The sequence below is a fragment of the Kribbella sp. NBC_00662 genome, assembly GCF_041430295.1.
In the GTDB taxonomy this organism is placed as follows: domain Bacteria; phylum Actinomycetota; class Actinomycetes; order Propionibacteriales; family Kribbellaceae; genus Kribbella.
Genome location: NZ_CP109029.1, coordinates 3,792,223 through 3,810,330, shown reverse-complemented (window position 1 = coordinate 3,810,330; position 18,108 = coordinate 3,792,223). Strand labels below are relative to the sequence as shown.

Annotated in this window: 14 protein-coding genes; 6 read left to right on the top strand and 8 right to left on the bottom strand. The window is 68.2% G+C overall.

The window, feature by feature from the left end:
• Positions 1 to 3: 3 nt before the first annotated feature.
• The 6 genes from OHA10_RS19145 to OHA10_RS19120 form a co-directional block, all read right to left on the bottom strand.
• A complete protein-coding gene (locus OHA10_RS19145; RefSeq protein ID WP_371407592.1) occupies positions 4 to 954 on the bottom strand; it encodes a hypothetical protein in 951 nt (316 codons plus the stop codon).
• A 149-nt stretch (positions 955 to 1,103) separates the two neighbouring features.
• Entirely contained in the window at positions 1,104 to 6,923 is a 5,820-nt protein-coding gene (locus OHA10_RS19140) for a hypothetical protein (protein WP_371407591.1), read from the bottom strand.
• Between the two features lie 218 nt (positions 6,924 to 7,141).
• Positions 7,142 to 7,768: a 3-oxoacid CoA-transferase subunit B gene (locus tag OHA10_RS19135; protein ID WP_371407589.1), complete on the bottom strand. Its 627-nt coding sequence runs from the start codon at positions 7,766 to 7,768 to the stop codon at positions 7,142 to 7,144.
• 1 nt (position 7,769) lies between these two features.
• Positions 7,770 to 8,543 carry a CoA transferase subunit A gene (locus OHA10_RS19130; RefSeq protein WP_371407588.1) on the bottom strand — a complete coding sequence of 258 codons (774 nt, stop codon included), beginning with the start codon at positions 8,541 to 8,543 and terminating at the stop codon, positions 7,770 to 7,772.
• Positions 8,540 to 9,301: a 3-oxoadipate enol-lactonase gene (gene pcaD, locus OHA10_RS19125; RefSeq protein ID WP_371407587.1), complete on the bottom strand. Its 762-nt coding sequence runs from the start codon at positions 9,299 to 9,301 to the stop codon at positions 8,540 to 8,542. The genes OHA10_RS19130 and pcaD overlap by 4 nt, the downstream gene beginning before the upstream one ends.
• Positions 9,298 to 10,506 carry an acetyl-CoA C-acetyltransferase gene (locus OHA10_RS19120; protein WP_371407586.1) on the bottom strand — a complete coding sequence of 403 codons (1,209 nt, stop codon included), beginning with the start codon at positions 10,504 to 10,506 and terminating at the stop codon, positions 9,298 to 9,300. Before OHA10_RS19120 ends, pcaD begins: the two co-directional genes overlap by 4 nt.
• A 79-nt stretch (positions 10,507 to 10,585) precedes the next feature.
• On the opposite strand from OHA10_RS19120, the gene OHA10_RS19115 reads away from it, so the two are divergent.
• Positions 10,586 to 11,464 (top strand): LysR family transcriptional regulator, encoded by an 879-nt coding sequence (locus OHA10_RS19115; protein WP_371407585.1) that lies wholly within the window; start codon positions 10,586 to 10,588, stop codon positions 11,462 to 11,464.
• Between the two features lie 29 nt (positions 11,465 to 11,493).
• Here OHA10_RS19115 and OHA10_RS19110 read toward each other — a convergent pair whose 3' ends face one another.
• A complete protein-coding gene (locus OHA10_RS19110) occupies positions 11,494 to 12,309 on the bottom strand; it encodes an IclR family transcriptional regulator C-terminal domain-containing protein (RefSeq protein WP_137253048.1) in 816 nt (271 codons plus the stop codon).
• A gap of 124 nt (positions 12,310 to 12,433) precedes the next feature.
• Between OHA10_RS19110 and OHA10_RS19105 the strand changes: the two genes are divergently transcribed.
• From OHA10_RS19105 to catC, 5 genes are read left to right on the top strand one after another with little or no spacing between them, the layout of a single operon-like run.
• Positions 12,434 to 12,988, top strand: coding sequence for a flavin reductase family protein (locus tag OHA10_RS19105; RefSeq protein WP_371407584.1), 555 nt, complete (start codon positions 12,434 to 12,436; stop codon positions 12,986 to 12,988).
• A gap of 11 nt (positions 12,989 to 12,999) precedes the next feature.
• The gene (locus tag OHA10_RS19100) at positions 13,000 to 14,553 is read left to right on the top strand and encodes a 4-hydroxyphenylacetate 3-hydroxylase family protein (RefSeq protein ID WP_371407583.1); all 1,554 of its coding nucleotides are present in this window, start codon (positions 13,000 to 13,002) and stop codon (positions 14,551 to 14,553) included.
• An 8-nt stretch (positions 14,554 to 14,561) separates the two neighbouring features.
• Complete coding sequence (gene catA / locus OHA10_RS19095; protein WP_371407582.1) at positions 14,562 to 15,410, top strand: catechol 1,2-dioxygenase; 849 nt, start codon at positions 14,562 to 14,564, stop codon at positions 15,408 to 15,410.
• Positions 15,410 to 16,543: a muconate/chloromuconate family cycloisomerase gene (locus tag OHA10_RS19090; RefSeq protein ID WP_371407581.1), complete on the top strand. Its 1,134-nt coding sequence runs from the start codon at positions 15,410 to 15,412 to the stop codon at positions 16,541 to 16,543. The genes catA and OHA10_RS19090 overlap by 1 nt, the downstream gene beginning before the upstream one ends.
• The gene (gene catC / locus OHA10_RS19085; RefSeq protein WP_371407580.1) at positions 16,543 to 16,809 is read left to right on the top strand and encodes a muconolactone Delta-isomerase; all 267 of its coding nucleotides are present in this window, start codon (positions 16,543 to 16,545) and stop codon (positions 16,807 to 16,809) included. Before OHA10_RS19090 ends, catC begins: the two co-directional genes overlap by 1 nt.
• Here the strand turns inward: catC and OHA10_RS19080 are convergent.
• The gene (locus OHA10_RS19080) at positions 16,806 to 18,107 is read right to left on the bottom strand and encodes a sensor histidine kinase (protein WP_371407579.1); all 1,302 of its coding nucleotides are present in this window, start codon (positions 18,105 to 18,107) and stop codon (positions 16,806 to 16,808) included. The two genes, catC and OHA10_RS19080, sit on opposite strands and share 4 nt — an antisense overlap.
• Between the last annotated feature and the right edge of the window lies 1 nt (position 18,108).

Genomic DNA, 18,108 nt, shown 5'->3' with positions numbered 1-18,108 from the left:
GAACTACTCGCCGACCAACTGGTCGTAGTGCGTGGTGATCGAGACGTGGTCAACACCGTTGAACACGGCCGGGATCTTGCCGTACGCCGTCATGGCGGTCGCGGAGCCGTTGAACTTGCTGAACGCGTACTGGTACCCGGACTGCGTGGCGTTGTCGACGGCGGTCACCAGGGTGCCGCCGCGGGTGCCGCAGCCCTGCGCGACCAGGGATTCGTAGTTCGCGAAGCCCGAGGAGCGGATCAGCTTCATCACCGGCTTCGCGCCGGCCGCGATCGGGATGTGCGCGGTCCAGAGTGCACCGGCGGTGGTGGTCATCAGCAGCGTGTCGTACGTTGCGGACTCGCTGACCACCGTCATCGTCTTGAAGCCCTTGAAGCCCGGGATCGGACCGAGCGCCTTGAAGCCCGCGCCGACGATCTGGTACCGGTACAGGCTGTTGTTGGTGTTCAGTCCGTACAGGTAGGCGTGCCGGGGCTGCGCGACGCTGTAGTTGGAGGTGGCGATGGCCTTGAAGCTGGTCCAGCCGTTGCCGACCTTCTTGAAGGTGGGCAACGGGTCCGCGTTGTCCGGCAGGTACGTCGTGTGCCGGTACAGGTTGGCGCCCTGCAGCATCAGGCCGTAGTAGTAGAACTGCGTGCCGGACGCGTTCACCGCGCCGTACCAGGTCGCGTTGGCGCGAGTGGCGACGTAGTTGAACGGCTCCCAGGACACGGCCGTCGGGGTGGTGCCCGGAGTGGCGTCGATCTCCTGCATGGTGCCCGCGGCGGTCGGCACGCCCACGTAGTTGATGCATGGACCGCCGGCAGCCAGCGCCTTCACCGGTGACGGATGGGCGACCTTGTTCGACAGGTGCGGCTTCGGGTCAGGTTTTGCGGCGATGGCCGGAACCGACGAGACAGATGCGGCGATGAGGCCTAATCCGGCCAGGGCGAGCGCATAGCGCTTCACGTTCATAGGAGTTCCCCCTCCATTTTGACTCGATCAACTCGAGGTCGGGCCGACTATAGCGGAGGGAGAGGATCAGTAGCGCATAGATTGCCGGTTGATGCAAATCCGTGAGCCCGACGCCCTCCAGCCCGTCAGCTGGAGGGCGCCGGAGCTTGTCAGGCCCTCGTCCGGCGGCGTGAACGGGCCGCGGCGATCAGGCCGATGCCTGCTGCGATCAGGCCTATCGCGGCCAGCAGGAGGCCAGGGCTGACCGGGCTGCCGGTGTCGCCGAGTTCGCCGCCTGGCTTGCTGGGCGGCGGGGTCGGGCGGGCCGGCTGGTGCGGGGTGACCTTGACGGTGACCGAACTCGAGTTGTCACGCGGATCGGGATCCGGAGTGGTCGAATCGACCTTGGCCGCGTTCGTCAAGGACGAGCTCCGATAGTTGAAGTCCACAACGACTTCCAGCGTGACCTGCGCCGTCGTACCTGGGTCGATCCGGCCTACTGCGCAGGTGATCTTCTGCCCATTAGTGCAACGATCCGGCTTGCTGACCAGGCGGAGCCCGGCGGGTAGCTCGTCGGTGATCGTCACGCCGGCCGCTGACGACGGTCCCGTGTTGTGTACGGCGATCACGTAACGCAGCTTGTTCCCGGCGATGACCGTCGTTGCGGAGGCTGTCTTGTGGATGGTCAGGTTCGCGGACTGCGTCGTACGGCCGCTGACCTTCGCCTCGTTGTTCGCGATCACCGGGTCCGGGGTGGCCGAGCTGACGCGGGCGATGTTCTCCAGGGTCCCGCTGAAGCCGGCGACGACGGTCGCGGTGATCGTGACCGTGACGGTTGCACCTTCGGCGAGCAACGGCGTACCGCACTGGACGGTGCCGGCCTCGGGTGCATCCGGTGCTCCAGCGGCTACCGGCGGTAGTAGCTTGCACGACCGGCTGTTCGTGCTCACCTTGGTGAGACCGCGCGGCAGTTCGTCGATGATCTCCACCAGCCGGGCGTCGGACGGGCCGTTGTTCTTGACGGTCAGCGTGTATTTCACGGACTGACCGGACACGGGCTCGGCCGGGGACATGGTCTTGGTGATCGCCAGGTCGGCCAGCGCGGTCACCGGCGACTCCGCGGTGTCGGTGTTGTTGTCGGGCTTCGGATCGGGTGTCGAGGACGTCGCGGTCGCACTGTTCGTGACGCTCGCGCCGTCGTACCCGGACGCCAGCCGGACGCGGAGCGAGACGATCGTCTGCCCGATCGGCAGATCGCCCAACTCACACCGCACGGCCCGGCCGTTGATCGTGCAGCCGTTCGACGCCGAGCTGACGATCAAGCCGGCAGGCACGGTGTCGGTCACCACGACCGCACGGGCTGTCGAGGGTCCGGCGTTGGTCACGAGGATCGTGTAGTCGAAGGTGCTGCCGGGCGTGACACCGGCCGGGTCCGAGGTCTTCGTGACGCTCAGGTCCGCACGGGTCTCGACCGGGATCGTCACCGTGGAGCTGTTGTTGCCATGGTCAGGATCGGTCACCGGTGAGGTTGCCGAGGCCGTGTTGACCAGCGACTTCCCTTGGTACGCCGGATCGAGCGCCGCCGTGACGACCACGGTCGCAGTGTTGCCCGCGGCAACCGTTCCGAGCGCGCAGTTGACCGTCCGACCTGTTGACGTGCACTGTCCCTGCGTGGGATCGGCCTTGGTGAGGGTCAGTCCCGTCGGGAGGGTGTCCGTCGCGGTCACCGTGGTGGCATCCGACGGGCCGTGGTTCACCACTGTCAGCCGGTAGGTCACGCCGCCGCCGGCCACCGCCGACACGTCGTCGCTGGTCTTGATGACCTCGACGTCCGCGAGCTGCTGGACGTCCGTCGTCACGGAGTCGTCGTTGTTCGACGGATCCGGATCGGTCGTCGTACTGGTCACCGAACCGGCGTTGGTGATCGCCGCGGTCTGCGCCGCCGAGACCGCGACCCGGATGACGACCACCGCGTTACCACCGGCAGCGACCGCCCCGAGCGCGCAGCTCACGTCGGCACCGGAGACAGTGCAGGTGCCGTCGGCAGTCGTTGCCTCCAGCACCTTGAGGCCGGCTGGAACGTCGTCCGAGACCGTCACGGACTGGGCGGTCGACGGACCGGCGTTGTGGACGGTCAGGGTGTAGACCGCCTCGCCGCCGGCAGTCAATGGTGACGGCTGCACGGTCTTCACCATCGACAGGTCCGCGGCCGTGGTCACCTTGGTGTCGGCGGTGTCCTTGTTGTTCTGGTCGTTCGGGTCGGGAGTCTGCGAGCTGGTCGTCGCCGTGTTGACGAGCGTGCCGGCGGGCTGGTCCGGCGAGACCTTGACGACGATCGTGGCCGTCGCGTCGTCGCCCGGGGCCAGCCGTCCGACCGGGCAGGTGACGACGGGCTCGGAGAGCGCTGGGTTCTGAGTGCAGTCGCCACCGAGACCGGTGCCGCGGACGAACGTCGTACCTGCCGGAAGGGTGTCCGAGACGATCGCGCCGACGGCGTCGGAGGGACCGGCGTTGTGGACGGCGAGGGTGTAGCTGAGCTCGTTGCCTGCGACAACGGTCGCTGCCGCCGTCTTGGTCACGGAGAGATCGGCCTGCGCCTCGACGGTCGGTGTGGTGGTCGAGGTGTTGTTGGACTTGGTCGGGTCCTCCGGCGTCGTGGCATTGGCGGTTGCGGAGTTGCGAAGCTCGCCCGGAGCGGTCGAAGCCGCGACCGTCCCGCTCACCGTGACGACCACGTTGTCCCCGGCCGCGAGCGTCGCGGCCAGGCAGCGGACCTGGCCGTTGGCGACGGTGCAAGTGGCTCCTCCGGTTGCGCTCGCCGAGATCCCGGTGACCGCGTCGGGTACGTCGTCGACCACGGTGACGCCTTGCGCGTCCGACGGGCCGGCGTTGCCGACCGTCAGTTTGTAGGTGATCGCCTTCCCGGCAATCACCGGGTCAGGGGATGCCGTCTTGGTGATCGTGAGGTTGGCCTGCGCACCGGTCATCAGCGTGTACGTCGCCGAGTTGTTGTCGTCGACCGGATCAGGTGTGGGCGACTTGACGGTTGCCGTGTTGTCGAGCTGGTTCGGCGGAGCGCCGGACGGCACGCCCGCGACCACGCTCACCGTGACGACGTCGCCCGGAGCGACTGTGCCGACCTCGCACTTCACCGTGCCGGCGGCCTCTGTGCACGACCCGGTAGATGGCGTAGCCGAGACATACTGCAGTGGTGCCGGCACCGGGTCGCTGATGGTCACTGATTGCGCCGCGGATGGGCCGTTGTTCGTCACGGTCAGCGTGTAGGTGACCGGTCGGCCCGCCTGGACGGGTGCCGGCTGGGCGGTCTTCGTGATCGCCAGGTCGGCGCTGGCCGACAGGTCGTCCGTGGTCCGGCCGGTGTTGTTGCTGTTGTCCGGATCAGGCGTCGTACTGCTGGCCGTCGCGGAGTTCGTGAGGTCGCCGATCGCCCTGGCCGACACGGTCCCTGTGACCGTGATCGTCGCGGTCGACCCTGCCGTCAGATCGCCGAGCGCACAGGTGACCTGCACCGAGCCGACCTTGCAGGTCCCGGCAGACGAGTCCGCGGTCACGCCGGTCACGGCGCTGGGTACGTCGTCGGTCAGCTGGACCTTACGAGCGTCGGACGGGCCGTCGTTGCGCACGCTGATCTTGTAGGTGATCGGCAGGCCTGCCACGACCGGCTTGGTCAGCGTCTCCTTGGTGACCACGAGGTCGGCCTTGGCAGCGGCCGGCGTCACCTTCACGGTGTCGGTGTTGTTCGACGCGTTGAGGTCTGGGGTATCGCTGTTGACCTTCGCGGTGTTGCTGAGCGCACCGCCCTGGTAGCCGGAGTCGAGTGTCGCTGCAACCTTTACGGCGACGCTGGACCCGGCCGCGAGCTTCGGCAAGCTGCAGTTGACGTCCTGCCCGGCCGACGTACAACTGGCGGCGGACTGTACGCCGGTGATCGCGAAGCCCGCCGGGATCGAGTCGGCGACCCGAATGTTCACGGCGTCGGACGGGCCATTGTTGCGGATGGCAAGCGTGAACACGACAGGCTGACCCGGCGCCGGAGTGGTCGGGTCGACGGTCTTCTCGATCGACAGGTCCGCGGTCCGGGTCACGTCGGTCGTGACGGACGAGGTGTTGTTGTCCGGGTTCGGATCGGAGGTCGAGGTCGTGACGGTTGCCACGTTGGTCAGGCTGGTCGCCGCACTCGCCGCTGGGACGCGGACCACGACGCTGATCGTGGCCGTCGTACCGGACGCGATCGTGCCGAGAGTGCACGTGGCCGACTTGCAGCTGCCTTGGGTCGGTGTCGCGGACACGAGCTCGACGCCGTCGGGCAGCGTGTCGGTGACGGTCACGTCCTGCGCGGGGCTCGGACCGTTGTTGCGGGCAACCAACGTGTAGGTCACCTCGCCGCCGGCGGGGACCGGGTCCGGCTTGGCTGTCTTCGTGATCGAGACGTCGGCCGATGCGGCGACCGGCGTGTGCACCTCGTCGGTGCGGTACGTGTACTGCTTGTTCAGGGTCTCGGCCGTGTAGTCGAGCAGGCCGGTGTTGTCGATCGTGGTGCCGGCCGCGGCCTGGTCGACGGTGACCCGGAAGCGGATCGTGCTGCTCTGGTTCTTCTTCAGCCGCCCGCCGGTCGTCGCGTTCGCGCCGGTGCCGATCCGGACGCGGACCAGGCGCGCGCTGCCGTCGTACTCCGCCTGGTCGTCGCCCGACCCGTCTGTCTTCGCACCCGATCCGGCGCCGGACACGATGCTGAGCGAACCCGGGACGTACGTCGTGTTCGGCGGCAGCGGATCGCGGACGGTCGAGCGGAGCGCATCGTCGTCGCCGGTGTTGCTGTAGCTCAGCGTGTACTCGAGGGTGTCGCCAACCTTGGCCGGCTCGCTGCCCGCCAGGTTCCGCACCGTCTTGGTGCCCACGATGGTTGGTGCGTAGAGGTCGATCTGCGTGGTCAGCGCGGCCGGGTAGTACACGTCGCCGGTGCTCGCGAAGGTCAGGTCGGCGCTGGTCGCGTTGTTCGGCACGATGCCGGCCGCGTCGACGACCTTGGCGTCCATGCCGAGGTTGTTGACGGCGGCGGGCGTACGGTTGGTGAGGTTGGCGCCGCCGTCGGTGATCCGGCTGCCGTAGAAGTTCGCCGACGGGTTCTGCGCGTCGGCGAGCCGGGTGCCGTTGACGGCGAAGTAGTCACCGCTGATGCCTGCATCGCCTTCGTACGTGACGCTGCCGAACCGCGCGTTGACCGCACCGCTCGGCGGCGCGAGGAAGCCGGAGATGCTGGTCCGCACCGGCTCGCCGCTGCTGACCTTGGCGTACCCGTTGAACACGCTCAGATCGCGGAGCGGCTCACTGGCCTGCTCGTATGCGATCACCAGGCTCCACCCGGCGTACCGGTCCGCGCCGGTCCCGGTCGGCACGTCGGCGCCCCAGTACTCACCGTTGCCCCCGGCACGTACCAGGTCGGTGACGTCGAGATACGACGAGTAGTCGTTCTTCGAGCCCGTGTTGAGCAAGTCGGTCTTGGTCGCAGTCACCTTCCGGTACGCCGACTCGCCGGGCAGCCGGAGCCGCATCGTCGTACCGTCCTCGGTGCTCGCCGTACCGCCCTTGCCTGCACCGCGGGCGGCGCCCCAGAACAGCCCGGCGTACAGGACCTGCGCGCCGGACGGCAGGTCGACCGTCGCGCCGGAGGACGACTGCGTGGACGGATCGGAGTCCGTGTCGAGGAGCTCCATCGTCCAGTCGTTGTTGTTGGCGTTGGAACTCCCACCGGCGAGTGCCGCCCGGCAGGCCGCGGACGTACGGTCGCACGTCAACAAACTGTTGCCGGTGATCCGGATCGCGCCGTTCGTCTGGGCCCCGAAAACCTTGCCGAAGTCACGCACCGTCTCGGCCCGAGCAGTTGCCGGCAGCACCAACCCACTGGTGACCACGAGCACCAACGCGATCAGGACCCGAAATCCCCCAACCCGCAACCCACCAGCGGCCATCCCGAAGTCCCCGTTCCCTGTCGACAGTCGCCCGCAAGGCATACCACAGAACCGACCTCAGAGTAACCAATCAACTACCCCGTGTTGCAACCAATTGTTGCCAATGGCACGTAGTTCCGTGGGATGCGGGTCAGCCCATCGCGGTGCTACGGGTGGGTAGCGTGCCTAGCGACCGCGCCGAGCAGCGGAGCGGCGGTTGCGTAGCGCGCGGGGGCCTCTTACACGACGGGTGCTGCTGTGGCCTGTTCGACGGCGGTGCGGGTTACGCCGGGGGCCAGCTCGACCAGGTGGAAGGTGCCGTTGGCAACATCCAGGACGGCTAGGTCGGTGATCACTCGATGGACGACCGCGCGGCCGGTCAGAGGGAGGGTGCAGGAGGTGAGGAGTTTGGGGTCGCCTTTGCGGGTTCGGTGTTCCATCAGGACGACCACCCGGCGGGCTCCGTTCACCAGGTCCATCGCGCCGCCCATGCCCTTCACGACGGCCCCGGGAACCATCCAGTTCGCCAGGTCGCCGTACGCCGAGACCTGCATCCCGCCCAGGATCGCCACGTCGACATGTCCGCCGCGGATCATCGCGAAGCTCGTCGCGGAGTCGAAGTACGACGCACCGGGCACAACGGTGACGGTCTGCTTCCCGGCGTCGATCAGGTCCGGGTCGACCTCGTCGTCGTACGGGAACGGGCCGACGCCGAGCACCCCGTTCTCAGCCTGCAGCGTGACGGACGAGCCGGCCGGCAGGTGGTTGGGGACGAGCGTCGGCAACCCGATCCCGAGGTTCACGTACTCGCCGTCTTTCAGTTCGGCCGCCGCACGGGTTGCCATCTCGTCCCGAGTCCAGGCCATCTCACACCTCCGGCCGCGGGCGGGTGGTGCGTTTCTCGATGCTCTTGCGCTCGGCCTGCTCAACAGTCAGCGGTACGACGCGCTGCACGAACACGCCCGGCAGATGGATTGCATCGGGATCGAGTGCACCGACCTCGACGACCTGCTCGGCCTCCACGATCGTCAACCGACCGGCCATCGCCGCGACCGGGTTGAAGTTGCGCGCCGCGGCGTGGAACACGCAGTTGCCAGCGCGGTCGGCGACCGCGGCGCGGACCAGCGCGACGTCGGTGACGATTGCCTCCTCGAGCACCATCTCCCGCCCCTGGATCGTCCGAACCTCCTTGGCAGGTGAAGCGACCGCAACAGTGCCATCCGGCGCATAACGCCACGGCAGACCGCCTTCGGACACCAGCGTGCCAACCCCGGTCGGCGTGAAGAACGCACCGATGCCAGCACCACCAGCCCGCAACCGCTCAGCCAGCGTCCCCTGCGGAGTCAGCTCGACCGTCAACTCGCCCGCCAGGTACTGACGCGCGAACTCCTTGTTCTCCCCCACGTACGACGCGATGACCCGACTGATCCGCCCTTGTTCAAGCAGCAGTCCGAGCCCAGCGCCGTCCACCCCGCAGTTGTTCGAGACCACGGTCAGCTCCCGCGCCCCCTGCTCCAGCAACGCCTCGATCAGGAACCACGGAATGCCGGCGAGACCGAACCCGCCCACCGCCAGACTGCTCCCGTCGGGGACGTCGGCGACCGCGTCGGCCGGTGTCGCGAAGACCTTGTCCACACTCATACGTGGTCCTCCAGAAGGTGCGCGATGACGGCCGGCGTCACCAGGTCGGGTCGTTCGGCGGCGGCCAGGTGGGCAGCATCAGGTACGACGAGAAGCTTGCCGCGAGCAACAGCATTCGCGATGCGTGAAAGCTGCCACGGCGGCGTGGCGGGATCGTCGGCGCCCGCGATCGCGAGGGTCGGCGCGATGATCGCGGGAAGGTCGTCGATCAGGTCCAGCGTGGCGATCGCCTCGCAGCACGCGGCGTACCCCTCGGAGGGTGTCGAGGCAACCATCTCCTCGGACGCAGCACGAACCTCCGGGTGCTCCGCCAACCACGTCGGCGTGTACCACCGTCGTACGACGGCTTCCGCCACAGCCGCCGTACCCTTCGCGCGGACGAGCTCGGCCCGATCAGTCCAGCCGCTCAGCGGATCGAGGCGGGCGCCGGCGCAGAGTACGACGAGGCGATCGACGCGGGACGGGTTGCGCGCGGCCAGGCGGAGGCCGGTCATGCCACCGAGCGACAGACCGACGAAATGCGCGCGCTCGATTGCGAGTTCGTTGAGCAGGGCGACGACGTCGTCGACTAGATCGTCGATCGTGTACGGACCCGGCGGGACCGGGGAGCGGCCGTGGCCGCGGGTGTCGAAGCGGACGACGCGGAAGTGCTGCTCGAGGTCGGCGAGGTTCGCGTCCCACATCTCCCAGGTGGAGCCGAGCGAGTTCGCGAGTACGACGGCCGGGGCACCACGCTGCCCGGTGACGACGTACGTCATCTGACGGCCTCGAAGATTGCGGCGATGCCTTGGCCGCCGCCGATACAGATGGTTTCCAGGGCGTAGCGACCGTTGCGGCGGTGGAGTTCGTGGGAGAGCGTGGCGAGGATGCGGGCGCCGGTGGCGCCGAGCGGGTGGCCGAGTGAGATGCCCGATCCGTTGGGGTTGAGGCGGTCGTCGGCGGGGTCGAGCTTCCATTCGCGCAGGCAGGCGAGGACCTGGGCGGCGAAGGCTTCGTTGAGTTCGATCAGGTCGAGGTCGTCGAGGGTGAGGTCGGCGCGAGCGAGCGCGGCCGCAGTGGCGGGGACCGGGCCGATGCCCATCACCTCGGGGCCGACGCCGGCGACGGCCCAGGAGCGCAGGGCGACGAGCGGGCGGAGGCCGCGGCGCTCGGCTTCGTCGCGGGTGGTGACCACGCAGACCGCGGCGCCGTCGTTCTGCCCGCTCGCGTTACCGGCTGTGACGGTGGCCTCTGGGTCGTTCTTCGACATGACAGGACGCAGAGCCGCCAGCCCCTCGAGTGAGGTGTCAGCACGCGGGTGCTCATCGACGGAGACCAGAGTGGTCGCCCCACGACGGCCGACAACCTCAACCCCCACAATCTCCTCCGCGAAGCAGCCTGCGGACTGCGCGGCTATGGCTCGTTGGTGGGACTGGAGGGCGAACTCGTCTTGTTCCTCGCGGGTGATGCCGTACGTGCGGCGTACGTTCTCCGCTGTCTCGACCATTCCGCCGGGGACCGGGTGGTATTTGCCGCCGGCGGTTTCGCGGGCTCGGATCAGGCGGTCGTTCAGTTCGACGTTGCCGCGGACGCCGGTGCGGAGACCGAGCGCGTAGTGCTCGACCTGCGACATCGACTCGGTGCCTCCAGCAACGACAACGCGGGCCGCGCCGGTGGCGACCATGCCCGCGGCGTACAGCACGGCCTGCAGGCCCGAGCCACACCGGCGGTCGATCTGGACACCGGGCACCGAGACCCCGAGCCCGGCATCGAGCGCGGCGATGCGGCCGATCGCGGGCGCTTCGCCGTTCGGGTAGCACTGGCCGAGGATCACATCGTCGACATCACCTTCGCCCAGACCGGTCCGTCGTACCAGCTCGGTGAGTGCGGCGGTCGCGAGCTCGGCGGCCGACAGCGTGGACAGTGCCCCGCCGAAGCGGCCCACCGGCGTACGGATCGGTTCGCAGATCACCACATCGCTCATGCCCTCGACGGTAGGCCGTGGGAACCGATATGGAGAAATACTGATTTGCGCTCGATTCAGACTCTGCGAATATGAGTTCGTGGAGCTGCGTCACCTGCGATACTTCGTCGCCGTCGCCGAGGAGCGGCACTTCGGTCGCGCGGCGGCCCGCCTGCACATGGCCCAGCCGCCGCTCTCGCAGCAGATCCGTCAGCTGGAGAGCGAGCTCGGCCTGGAGTTGCTTCGCCGTACGACGCGCCGGGTCGAGCTGACCCCGGCCGGTGAGGCGTACCTGGTGCGGGCGCGGCAGATCCTCGCCGCGGTCTCGTCGGCGACCGGCGAGGCGCAGCGGGTCGCGGCCGGGCTGCAAGGGCGGCTGGTGATCGGGTGTGTCGGCTCGGCGACGTACAGCCTGCTTCCCCAGCTCGTGCGGACGTTGCGCGAGGAGCTGCCCGACGTCGAGCTCTCCGTGCAGGGCGAGATGCTGGCGCCCGATCAGGCACAGGCGCTGGTGGACGGACGGATCGATCTCGGGCTGCTCCGGCCGCCGGTCGACGAGGAGTCGTTGCAGGTCCGCGTACTGCGCTCCGATCGGCTGATCGTGGCGGTGCCGGAGGGGCATCGGCTGGCCGAGCGTCGTCGCGTACGGCTGAAGGACCTGGCCGGCGAGGACTTCGTGATCCACGCCGGCGGTGGGCGGTCGGTGATGCACGACACCGTGCTGGCGAGGTGCCGCGCGGCCGGATTCGAGCCGCGGATCCGGCACGAGGTGGCGGAGACGTCGACGCTGGTGACCTTCGTGGCGGCCGGCCTCGGGATCGCGGTGGTACCGGCGCCGGTGGCCGAGCTGATGGTCCCGGGTGTGGCCTACCGCCCGCTGACCGGCCAGGCCGCCGTCGAGCTGGCCGCCGCGACCCGAGCCGACGACGAAGCACCACACCTCCGCCGCGCACTCGCCGTCGTCAGCGCACTCGTCTAACCGTGCCCACCCAGCTGGACCGCGACGGCTCAGTAGAAGCCGTCGCGCGCGGGCGCGTCCAACCGACGGGTGCCACCGAGTAGGCGGAGATCCTCGCCGATCGCCGCCGCGGTCTCCTGCATCAGCGGGATGACCTTCTCGACGATCTGCTCCTCGGTCCGGCGCCCGACGGTCGTCGAGTACGCGAGCGCCGCGAGTACGCCGCCATCCGGCGTACGCACCGGAACCGCCGCAGACAACAGCCCGTCCTCGAGCTCGGACTCCACGACGGCGTACCCGTCCTGCCGCACCCGATGCAGCGCATCGCGAAAGACCGTCGGATCGGTGATCGTGCGCTGCGCCAACCGCGGCAAGCCGGCCGCCAGCACCGCGTCGACCACCGACGCATCAGCCCACGCAGTGAGCACACGACCCATCGAGGTCGCGTACGCCGGCACCCGGCTCCCCACGTCGACGGACACCGCCATGATCCGCCGCACCTGAACGCGCGCAACGTACACGACATCCGTCCCGTCGAGCTGCGCCAGCGATGCCGACTCCTGCGTCTCCTCCGCCAGCCGCAGCAGATGCGGCTGCGCCGTCTCCACGAAGCTGTGCGTCGCGGCGTAGTGCTGCCCGATCGTCAGCACCCGCGGCGTCAGCGTCCACCGGCTCCCGACAGCGGCGACGTACCCGAGCTTCTGGAGGGTCAGCAGGATCCGGCGTACGGCGGGACGCGACAGCCCGGTCGCCGTCGCGACCTCGGCCAGCGTCGGGCTCGGCCGGTCGGCGTCGAACGCGAGCAGTACGGCGAACCCGCGCTCGATGCTCTGCACGTAGTCGCGCTCGCTCCCCTCACCGACCATGCGGGCCATCCTTCCACGAAAAGTTGTTGAGCTCTTGACAGTCGACAACGAGACCTCCATGGTCTTGTCGTACGCCAAGCGTACTCAATGTACGCAGAGCGTACATCTGAAAGAGGTGACGCAGATGGACTCGCGAGAACTCCGGAACGCGTTCGGCCAGTTCGCCACCGGCGTGACCGTGGTGACCTGCACCAGCGAGGAAGGCCGGCCGCACGGCGCGACCGTGAACGCCTTCACTGCCGTCTCGCTCGAGCCGGCGCTCGCGCAGGTGACGCTGGGCCGGACGTCGAAGGCGTGTCAGTACCTCGACGGCAAGCCGTTCGCGATCAATGTGCTCGCCGACGACCAGCTCGACGTCGCCTGGCATTTCGCCGGACGCCCCACTGAGAAGCCAGGCCGCACCCCCGGCTGGGTCGACGGTCCGATCGCTCCGCTGCTCGAAGGCGCGGCCACGACGATCTCGTGCCGGCCGTGGCGGACGTACGACGGCGGCGACCACCTGATCGTGATCGGTGAGGTGGCCGCGGTCGAGATCACCGCCCGGGACCCGCTGCTGTTCCACGGCGGCCGGTTCCGCAACCTCGGTCCGGTCGAGACCCATTGGTCGGGATCGCTGGACTGCCCCGAGCGCGGCTGGTTCGACGCCGCTGCCGTCTTCACGCCCCTTGCCCTTGCTTGAAAGGACTTTTCATGACCACCACCGTCGAGCCCCAGACGACGACCAAGCGCCCGATGACGGGTGCGGAGTACCTCGACTCGATCCGCGACGACCGCGAGATCTGGATCTACGGCGAACGGGTCAAGGACGTCACCGAGCACCCGGCGTTCCGCAACCCGGCCCGGATGACCGCCCGGCTGTACGACGCGTTGCACGATCCCGCGACCAAGGAGGAGATCACCGTCCCGACCGACACCGGCAACGGCGGGTACACCCACGCGTTCTTCCGTACTCCCCACAGTGTCGGGGATCTGCAGAGCTCACGCCGCGCGATCGAGCACTGGGCCCGGCAGACCTGGGGCTGGATGGGCCGCAGCCCTGACTACAAGGCCAGCTTCCTCGGCACGCTCGGCGGGAACACGGACTTCTACGCGCCGTACGAGGAGAACGCCAAGCGCTGGTACAAGGAGTCGCAGGAGAAGGTCCTGTACTGGAACCACGCGATCATCAACCCGCCGGTCGACCGCAACCTGCCGCCGGACGAGGCCGGCGACATCTTCATGCGGGTCGAGAAGGAGACCGACGCCGGCGTGATCGTGTCCGGCGCGAAGGTGGTCGCGACCGGGTCGGCGATCACCAACTACAACTTCATCGCGCACTACGGACTGCCGATCAAGAAGAAGGAATACGCGCTGATCTGCACGGTCCCGATGAGCGCTCCTGGTGTGAAGCTCATCTGCCGGCCGTCGTACACCATGCAGGCCGATGTGATGGGCAGCCCGTTCGACTACCCGCTGTCCAGCCGGCTGGACGAGAACGACACGATCTTCGTCTTCGACAAGGTGCTGGTGCCGTGGGAGAACATCTTCCTGTACGGCGATGTCGACAAGATCAACGGATTCTTCCCGCAGTCCGGGTTCATCCCGCGGTTCACCTTCCACGGCTGCATCCGGTTGTCGGTCAAGCTCGACTTCATCGCCGGATTGTTGCTCAAGGCCCTCGAATGCACCGGCAGCAAGGACTTCCGCGGCGTGCAGACCCGGGTCGGCGAGGTGATCGGCTGGCGCAACCTGTTCCGCTGCATGGCCGACGCGATGGCGCTGAACCCGGACCCGGGACCGAACGGGACCGTGCTGCCCAAGCTCGACTACGGCCTGATCTACCGGCAGTTCATGATCACCGGATACCCGCGGGTGAAGGAGATCATCCAGCAGGATGTTGCCTCCGGCCTCATTTATCTGAACTCGAGCGCGGTGGACTTCAAGACGCCCGAGGTGCGGCCGTACCTCGACCGCTTCGTGCGCGGATCCAACGGGTACGACGCGGTCGAGCGGACCAAGCTGATGAAGGCGCTGTGGGACTCGGTTGGCACCGAGTTCGGCGGCCGGCACGAACTGTACGAGCGGAACTACTCCGGCAACCACGAGAACGTGAAGGCCGAGATCCTGTTCGCCGCCGAGGCCCAGGGCGAGACCGCGGCGATGAAGGGCTTCGCCGAGACCATGCTCGCGGAGTACGACCTGGACGGCTGGACCGTCCCCGACCTGATCAACCCGACCGACGTCAGCCGGATCCTGAACCGCTGAAGGAGCGCATGATGACAACTGTGCAGGACTCTCCCACCGCCGCGGGCTCCGGCGCGAACGCGAGCTCCAACTTCAAGTCGTTGCACCGCACCGGGGCCGACGCCTCACCCGAACGCGTCAGCGCCGTGGTGACGGCTGTGCTCCAGGGCGTGCACGACGCGATCCGCTTCCATGGCGTGACCTATCCGGAGTTCCAGGCCGCGAAGGCGTGGCTGATGGAGGTCGGCGAGGTCGGCGAATGGCCTTTGTTCATGGACGTCTTCGTGGAGCACGTGGTCGAGGAGGTCGCGGCCTCGTCGCAACACGGAACGAAGGGCACGATCGAGGGACCGTACTACCTTCCGGACCAGGTATCGCTCTCGTCCTCGTGCGAGCTCCCGCACCGCGCGGACGAGAAGGGTACGCCGCTGGTGCTCTCGGGGCAGGTGCGTGACCTCGACGGTCGACCGTTGGCAGGCGCGGACGTGGACATCTGGCATGCCGATGCCGACGGCTACTATTCCGGCTTCGCACCCGGGGTGCCCGACGGCAACCTGCGCGGTGTCGTGACAACAGATGCCGAGGGCAAGTTCGAGATCCGCACGGTGCAGCCCGCGCCGTACCAGATCCCGACCGACGGGCCGACCGGCAAGCTGATCGACGCGGCCGGGTGGCATCCGTGGCGTCCGGCGCACCTGCATCTGATGGTGCGTGCGGACGGGCATCGCACGATCACCACCCAGCTGTACTTCGCCGGCGGCGAGTGGCTCGACTCGGACGTCGCCGAGGCGACCAAGCCCGAGCTGATCCTCGACCCGGTCGACGACGGCAGCGGCGTACGGCGGGTGTCGTACGACTTCGAGCTCGAGCAGGGCTGATGGATCTCACCATCGACCGGCTGGAGACGGTGATCATCGACGTACCCCTCCGGCGACCGCACCGGTTCGCCCGCGTCACGATGGCCGCCCAGCCGGTCCTGCTGGCCTTCGTCCACACCCGCGACGGTGTCGTGGGGGTGGGCGAGGGCGTGGTCCCGGGCGGCCCGTGGTGGGGCGGCGAGTCGGTCGAGTCGATGAAGGTCACCCTCGACACGTACGTCGCGCCGCTGCTGCCCGGCCGTCAGGTGTCGGAGATCGCGTCGCTCTGGCAGGACATCTCGGATCACGTCAATGCGAACCTGTACGCGAAATGCGCGGTCGAGGTCGCACTGCATGACGCGTGGGCGCGGTCCCTCGGCGTACCTGTGCATGTGTTGCTCGGCGGACTTGCGCGTACGTCGGTCGACGTCACCTGGGCTCTTGGCGCCGAGCCCGAGGAGGTCGTCGTCGAGGAGGCGCTGGCGAAGCTGCGCGAGGGGCAACGTTCGTTCAAGCTGAAGATGGGTGCGCTGCCTCCGGAGGAGGACACCCGCCGGGTGTGCGCGATCGCCGAGAAGCTCGTGGGCGCGGCCGGGGTACGCGTGGATCTCAACGCACGCTGGGATTTCCTGACGGCACAGACCTACCTCCCTCGCCTCGCCGGGGCCGGTATCGAACTCATCGAGCAACCTGTCCCCGGCGAGCAGGTCGAGGCATTGGCCGAGCTGAATCGTCTCCTCCCGATCCCGGTGATGGCCGACGAGTCGCTGCGCACACCCGTCGACGCACTCCGCCTGGTCTCGACCCGTGCCGCCGACATCTGGTCGATCAAGACCACCAAGCTCGGCGGCCTCCGCCGCTCCCGCGACATCACCGCCATCGCCACAGCCGCCGGCATCCCCTGCCACGCCGGCACCTCCATCGAAACCGGCCTCGGCACCGCCGCCTCACTCCAACTAGCTTGCGCAGCCCCCGGCGTGACCTGGGGCAGCGAACTCTTCGGCCCCTTGCTGTTCACCGAGGAGATCCTCCGTACGCCGCTCTCATACGCCAACGGCGCCCTAAAACTCCCCGACGGCCCCGGCCTCGGCGTCGAACTCGACCTCGACGCAGTAGCCGCCCTCCGCCGCCCCCACCTGACCCGGGAGCCCTGATGCTCTTCCACGTCCGCATGGACGTCCACCTACCCCCCGACGTCGACGCAGCCCCGCTGATCGCCTTGGAAAAAGCCCGAGCCAGAGAACTCCAACAGTCCGGCGAATGGCCCCACCTCTGGCGCATCGTCGGCGAATACGCCAACTACAGCATCTTCGACGTCCCCACCAACGACGCCCTCCACAACATCCTCTCCACCCTCCCCCTCTTTCCCTACATGAAGATCCACGTCACCCCACTCGCAACCCACCCTTCGAAGATCTAGCTGGAGGCGAGGGTCAGTTCTACTTGGTTGCGGTGGATGGTCAGGTTGCCGCCGGTGGATTCGGCGTAGCGGCGGGCTATGTCCAGGCCGAGGCCGGTGGAGCCTCGGTCGGAGCGGCCTCGTTCGCCTGCACCTAAAGGGATTCCGGGGCCTTCGTCGGCGATGGTGATGTGGATGTGGGATGCGTCGCGGGTCAGGGTGATGTGGGCGGGGGTGCCGTCGGGGGTGTGCGCGACGACGTTCTCCACCAGAGCATCCAAGGCGGCCGCGAGGTCCTCAGCGGAAGAGCGGACCATCGCGGGAGTCGTTGGCAGGTCCAACGCAAGCTCCCGGCCCTGGTCCTCGAACAGCGGTTCCCAGAAGGCCGCGCGGGCGCGCGTCACCTCGACAGCATCGCAGTGCGGCACCCGACCCTCGCGCTGCGGCCGACGGGCAGCACTGATGACCGCGGTCAACGTCCGCTCCAAACTCGTGACCTGCGTGTTCAGTTCCTCGGCACGCTCGCGATCCGGCATCGCCTCGACCTGGAGGCGGAGCGCGGTCAGCGGCGTACGCAGACGATGCGACAGATCTGCCACTGCCTCACGTTCAACGGCTATGACCTCGTCGATCCGGTCCGCGAGTCCGTTCAGCGCGGACCCGACCTTCGCCACCTCCGCCGGACCCGTCGTCGGCGCCCGCGCGTCCATATCGCCTGCTGCCAGGCGTTCCGCCGTACTCGCCGTCTCCTCCAACGGCCGCGCCAGCCGCCGCGACACCAGCTCCGCGCCGACGATGCTGAGCAACAGCACGAGCAGGCTTCCGCCGATGAGGATCAGCAGCCGCGGCACCAACCCGTCGTACAGCTCGTCCGCGGTCAGATAGACACAAACCGAAGCAGGCCCGGCAGGGTTGTCCACAGCGACGTCGACCGCGATCCCGCCGTTGACATCGCGATAGTCCGCGTCGCCGAGCTTCGGCGGTCCCTTGTCGTCGCCGTCGCCCTCGTAGTCGTCCGCCGGCATCGACTTCGGCTTCGGTACGCCGCCCGGCGGCGGGTCGCCCAGCGTCGTACCGTCCGGCATCCGCACCGAGATCCTGCCCGGCCCGTCCTTCAACCCGTCGATGTACGCCGTGATGTCGTCGGCCGTGTGGTTCCTGTCGCCGACGTAGTACGCGACCGTCTCGGCCCGGTACAGCGCCTTGTCCTTCGCCTCGCTGGCCGTCGTGGTCCGGAGCAGAATCACCAGCGGTACGGCGAACGCGAGCACGACCAACGTGGTCATGCCCACCGAGAGCAGCAGGATGCGGCGACGCATG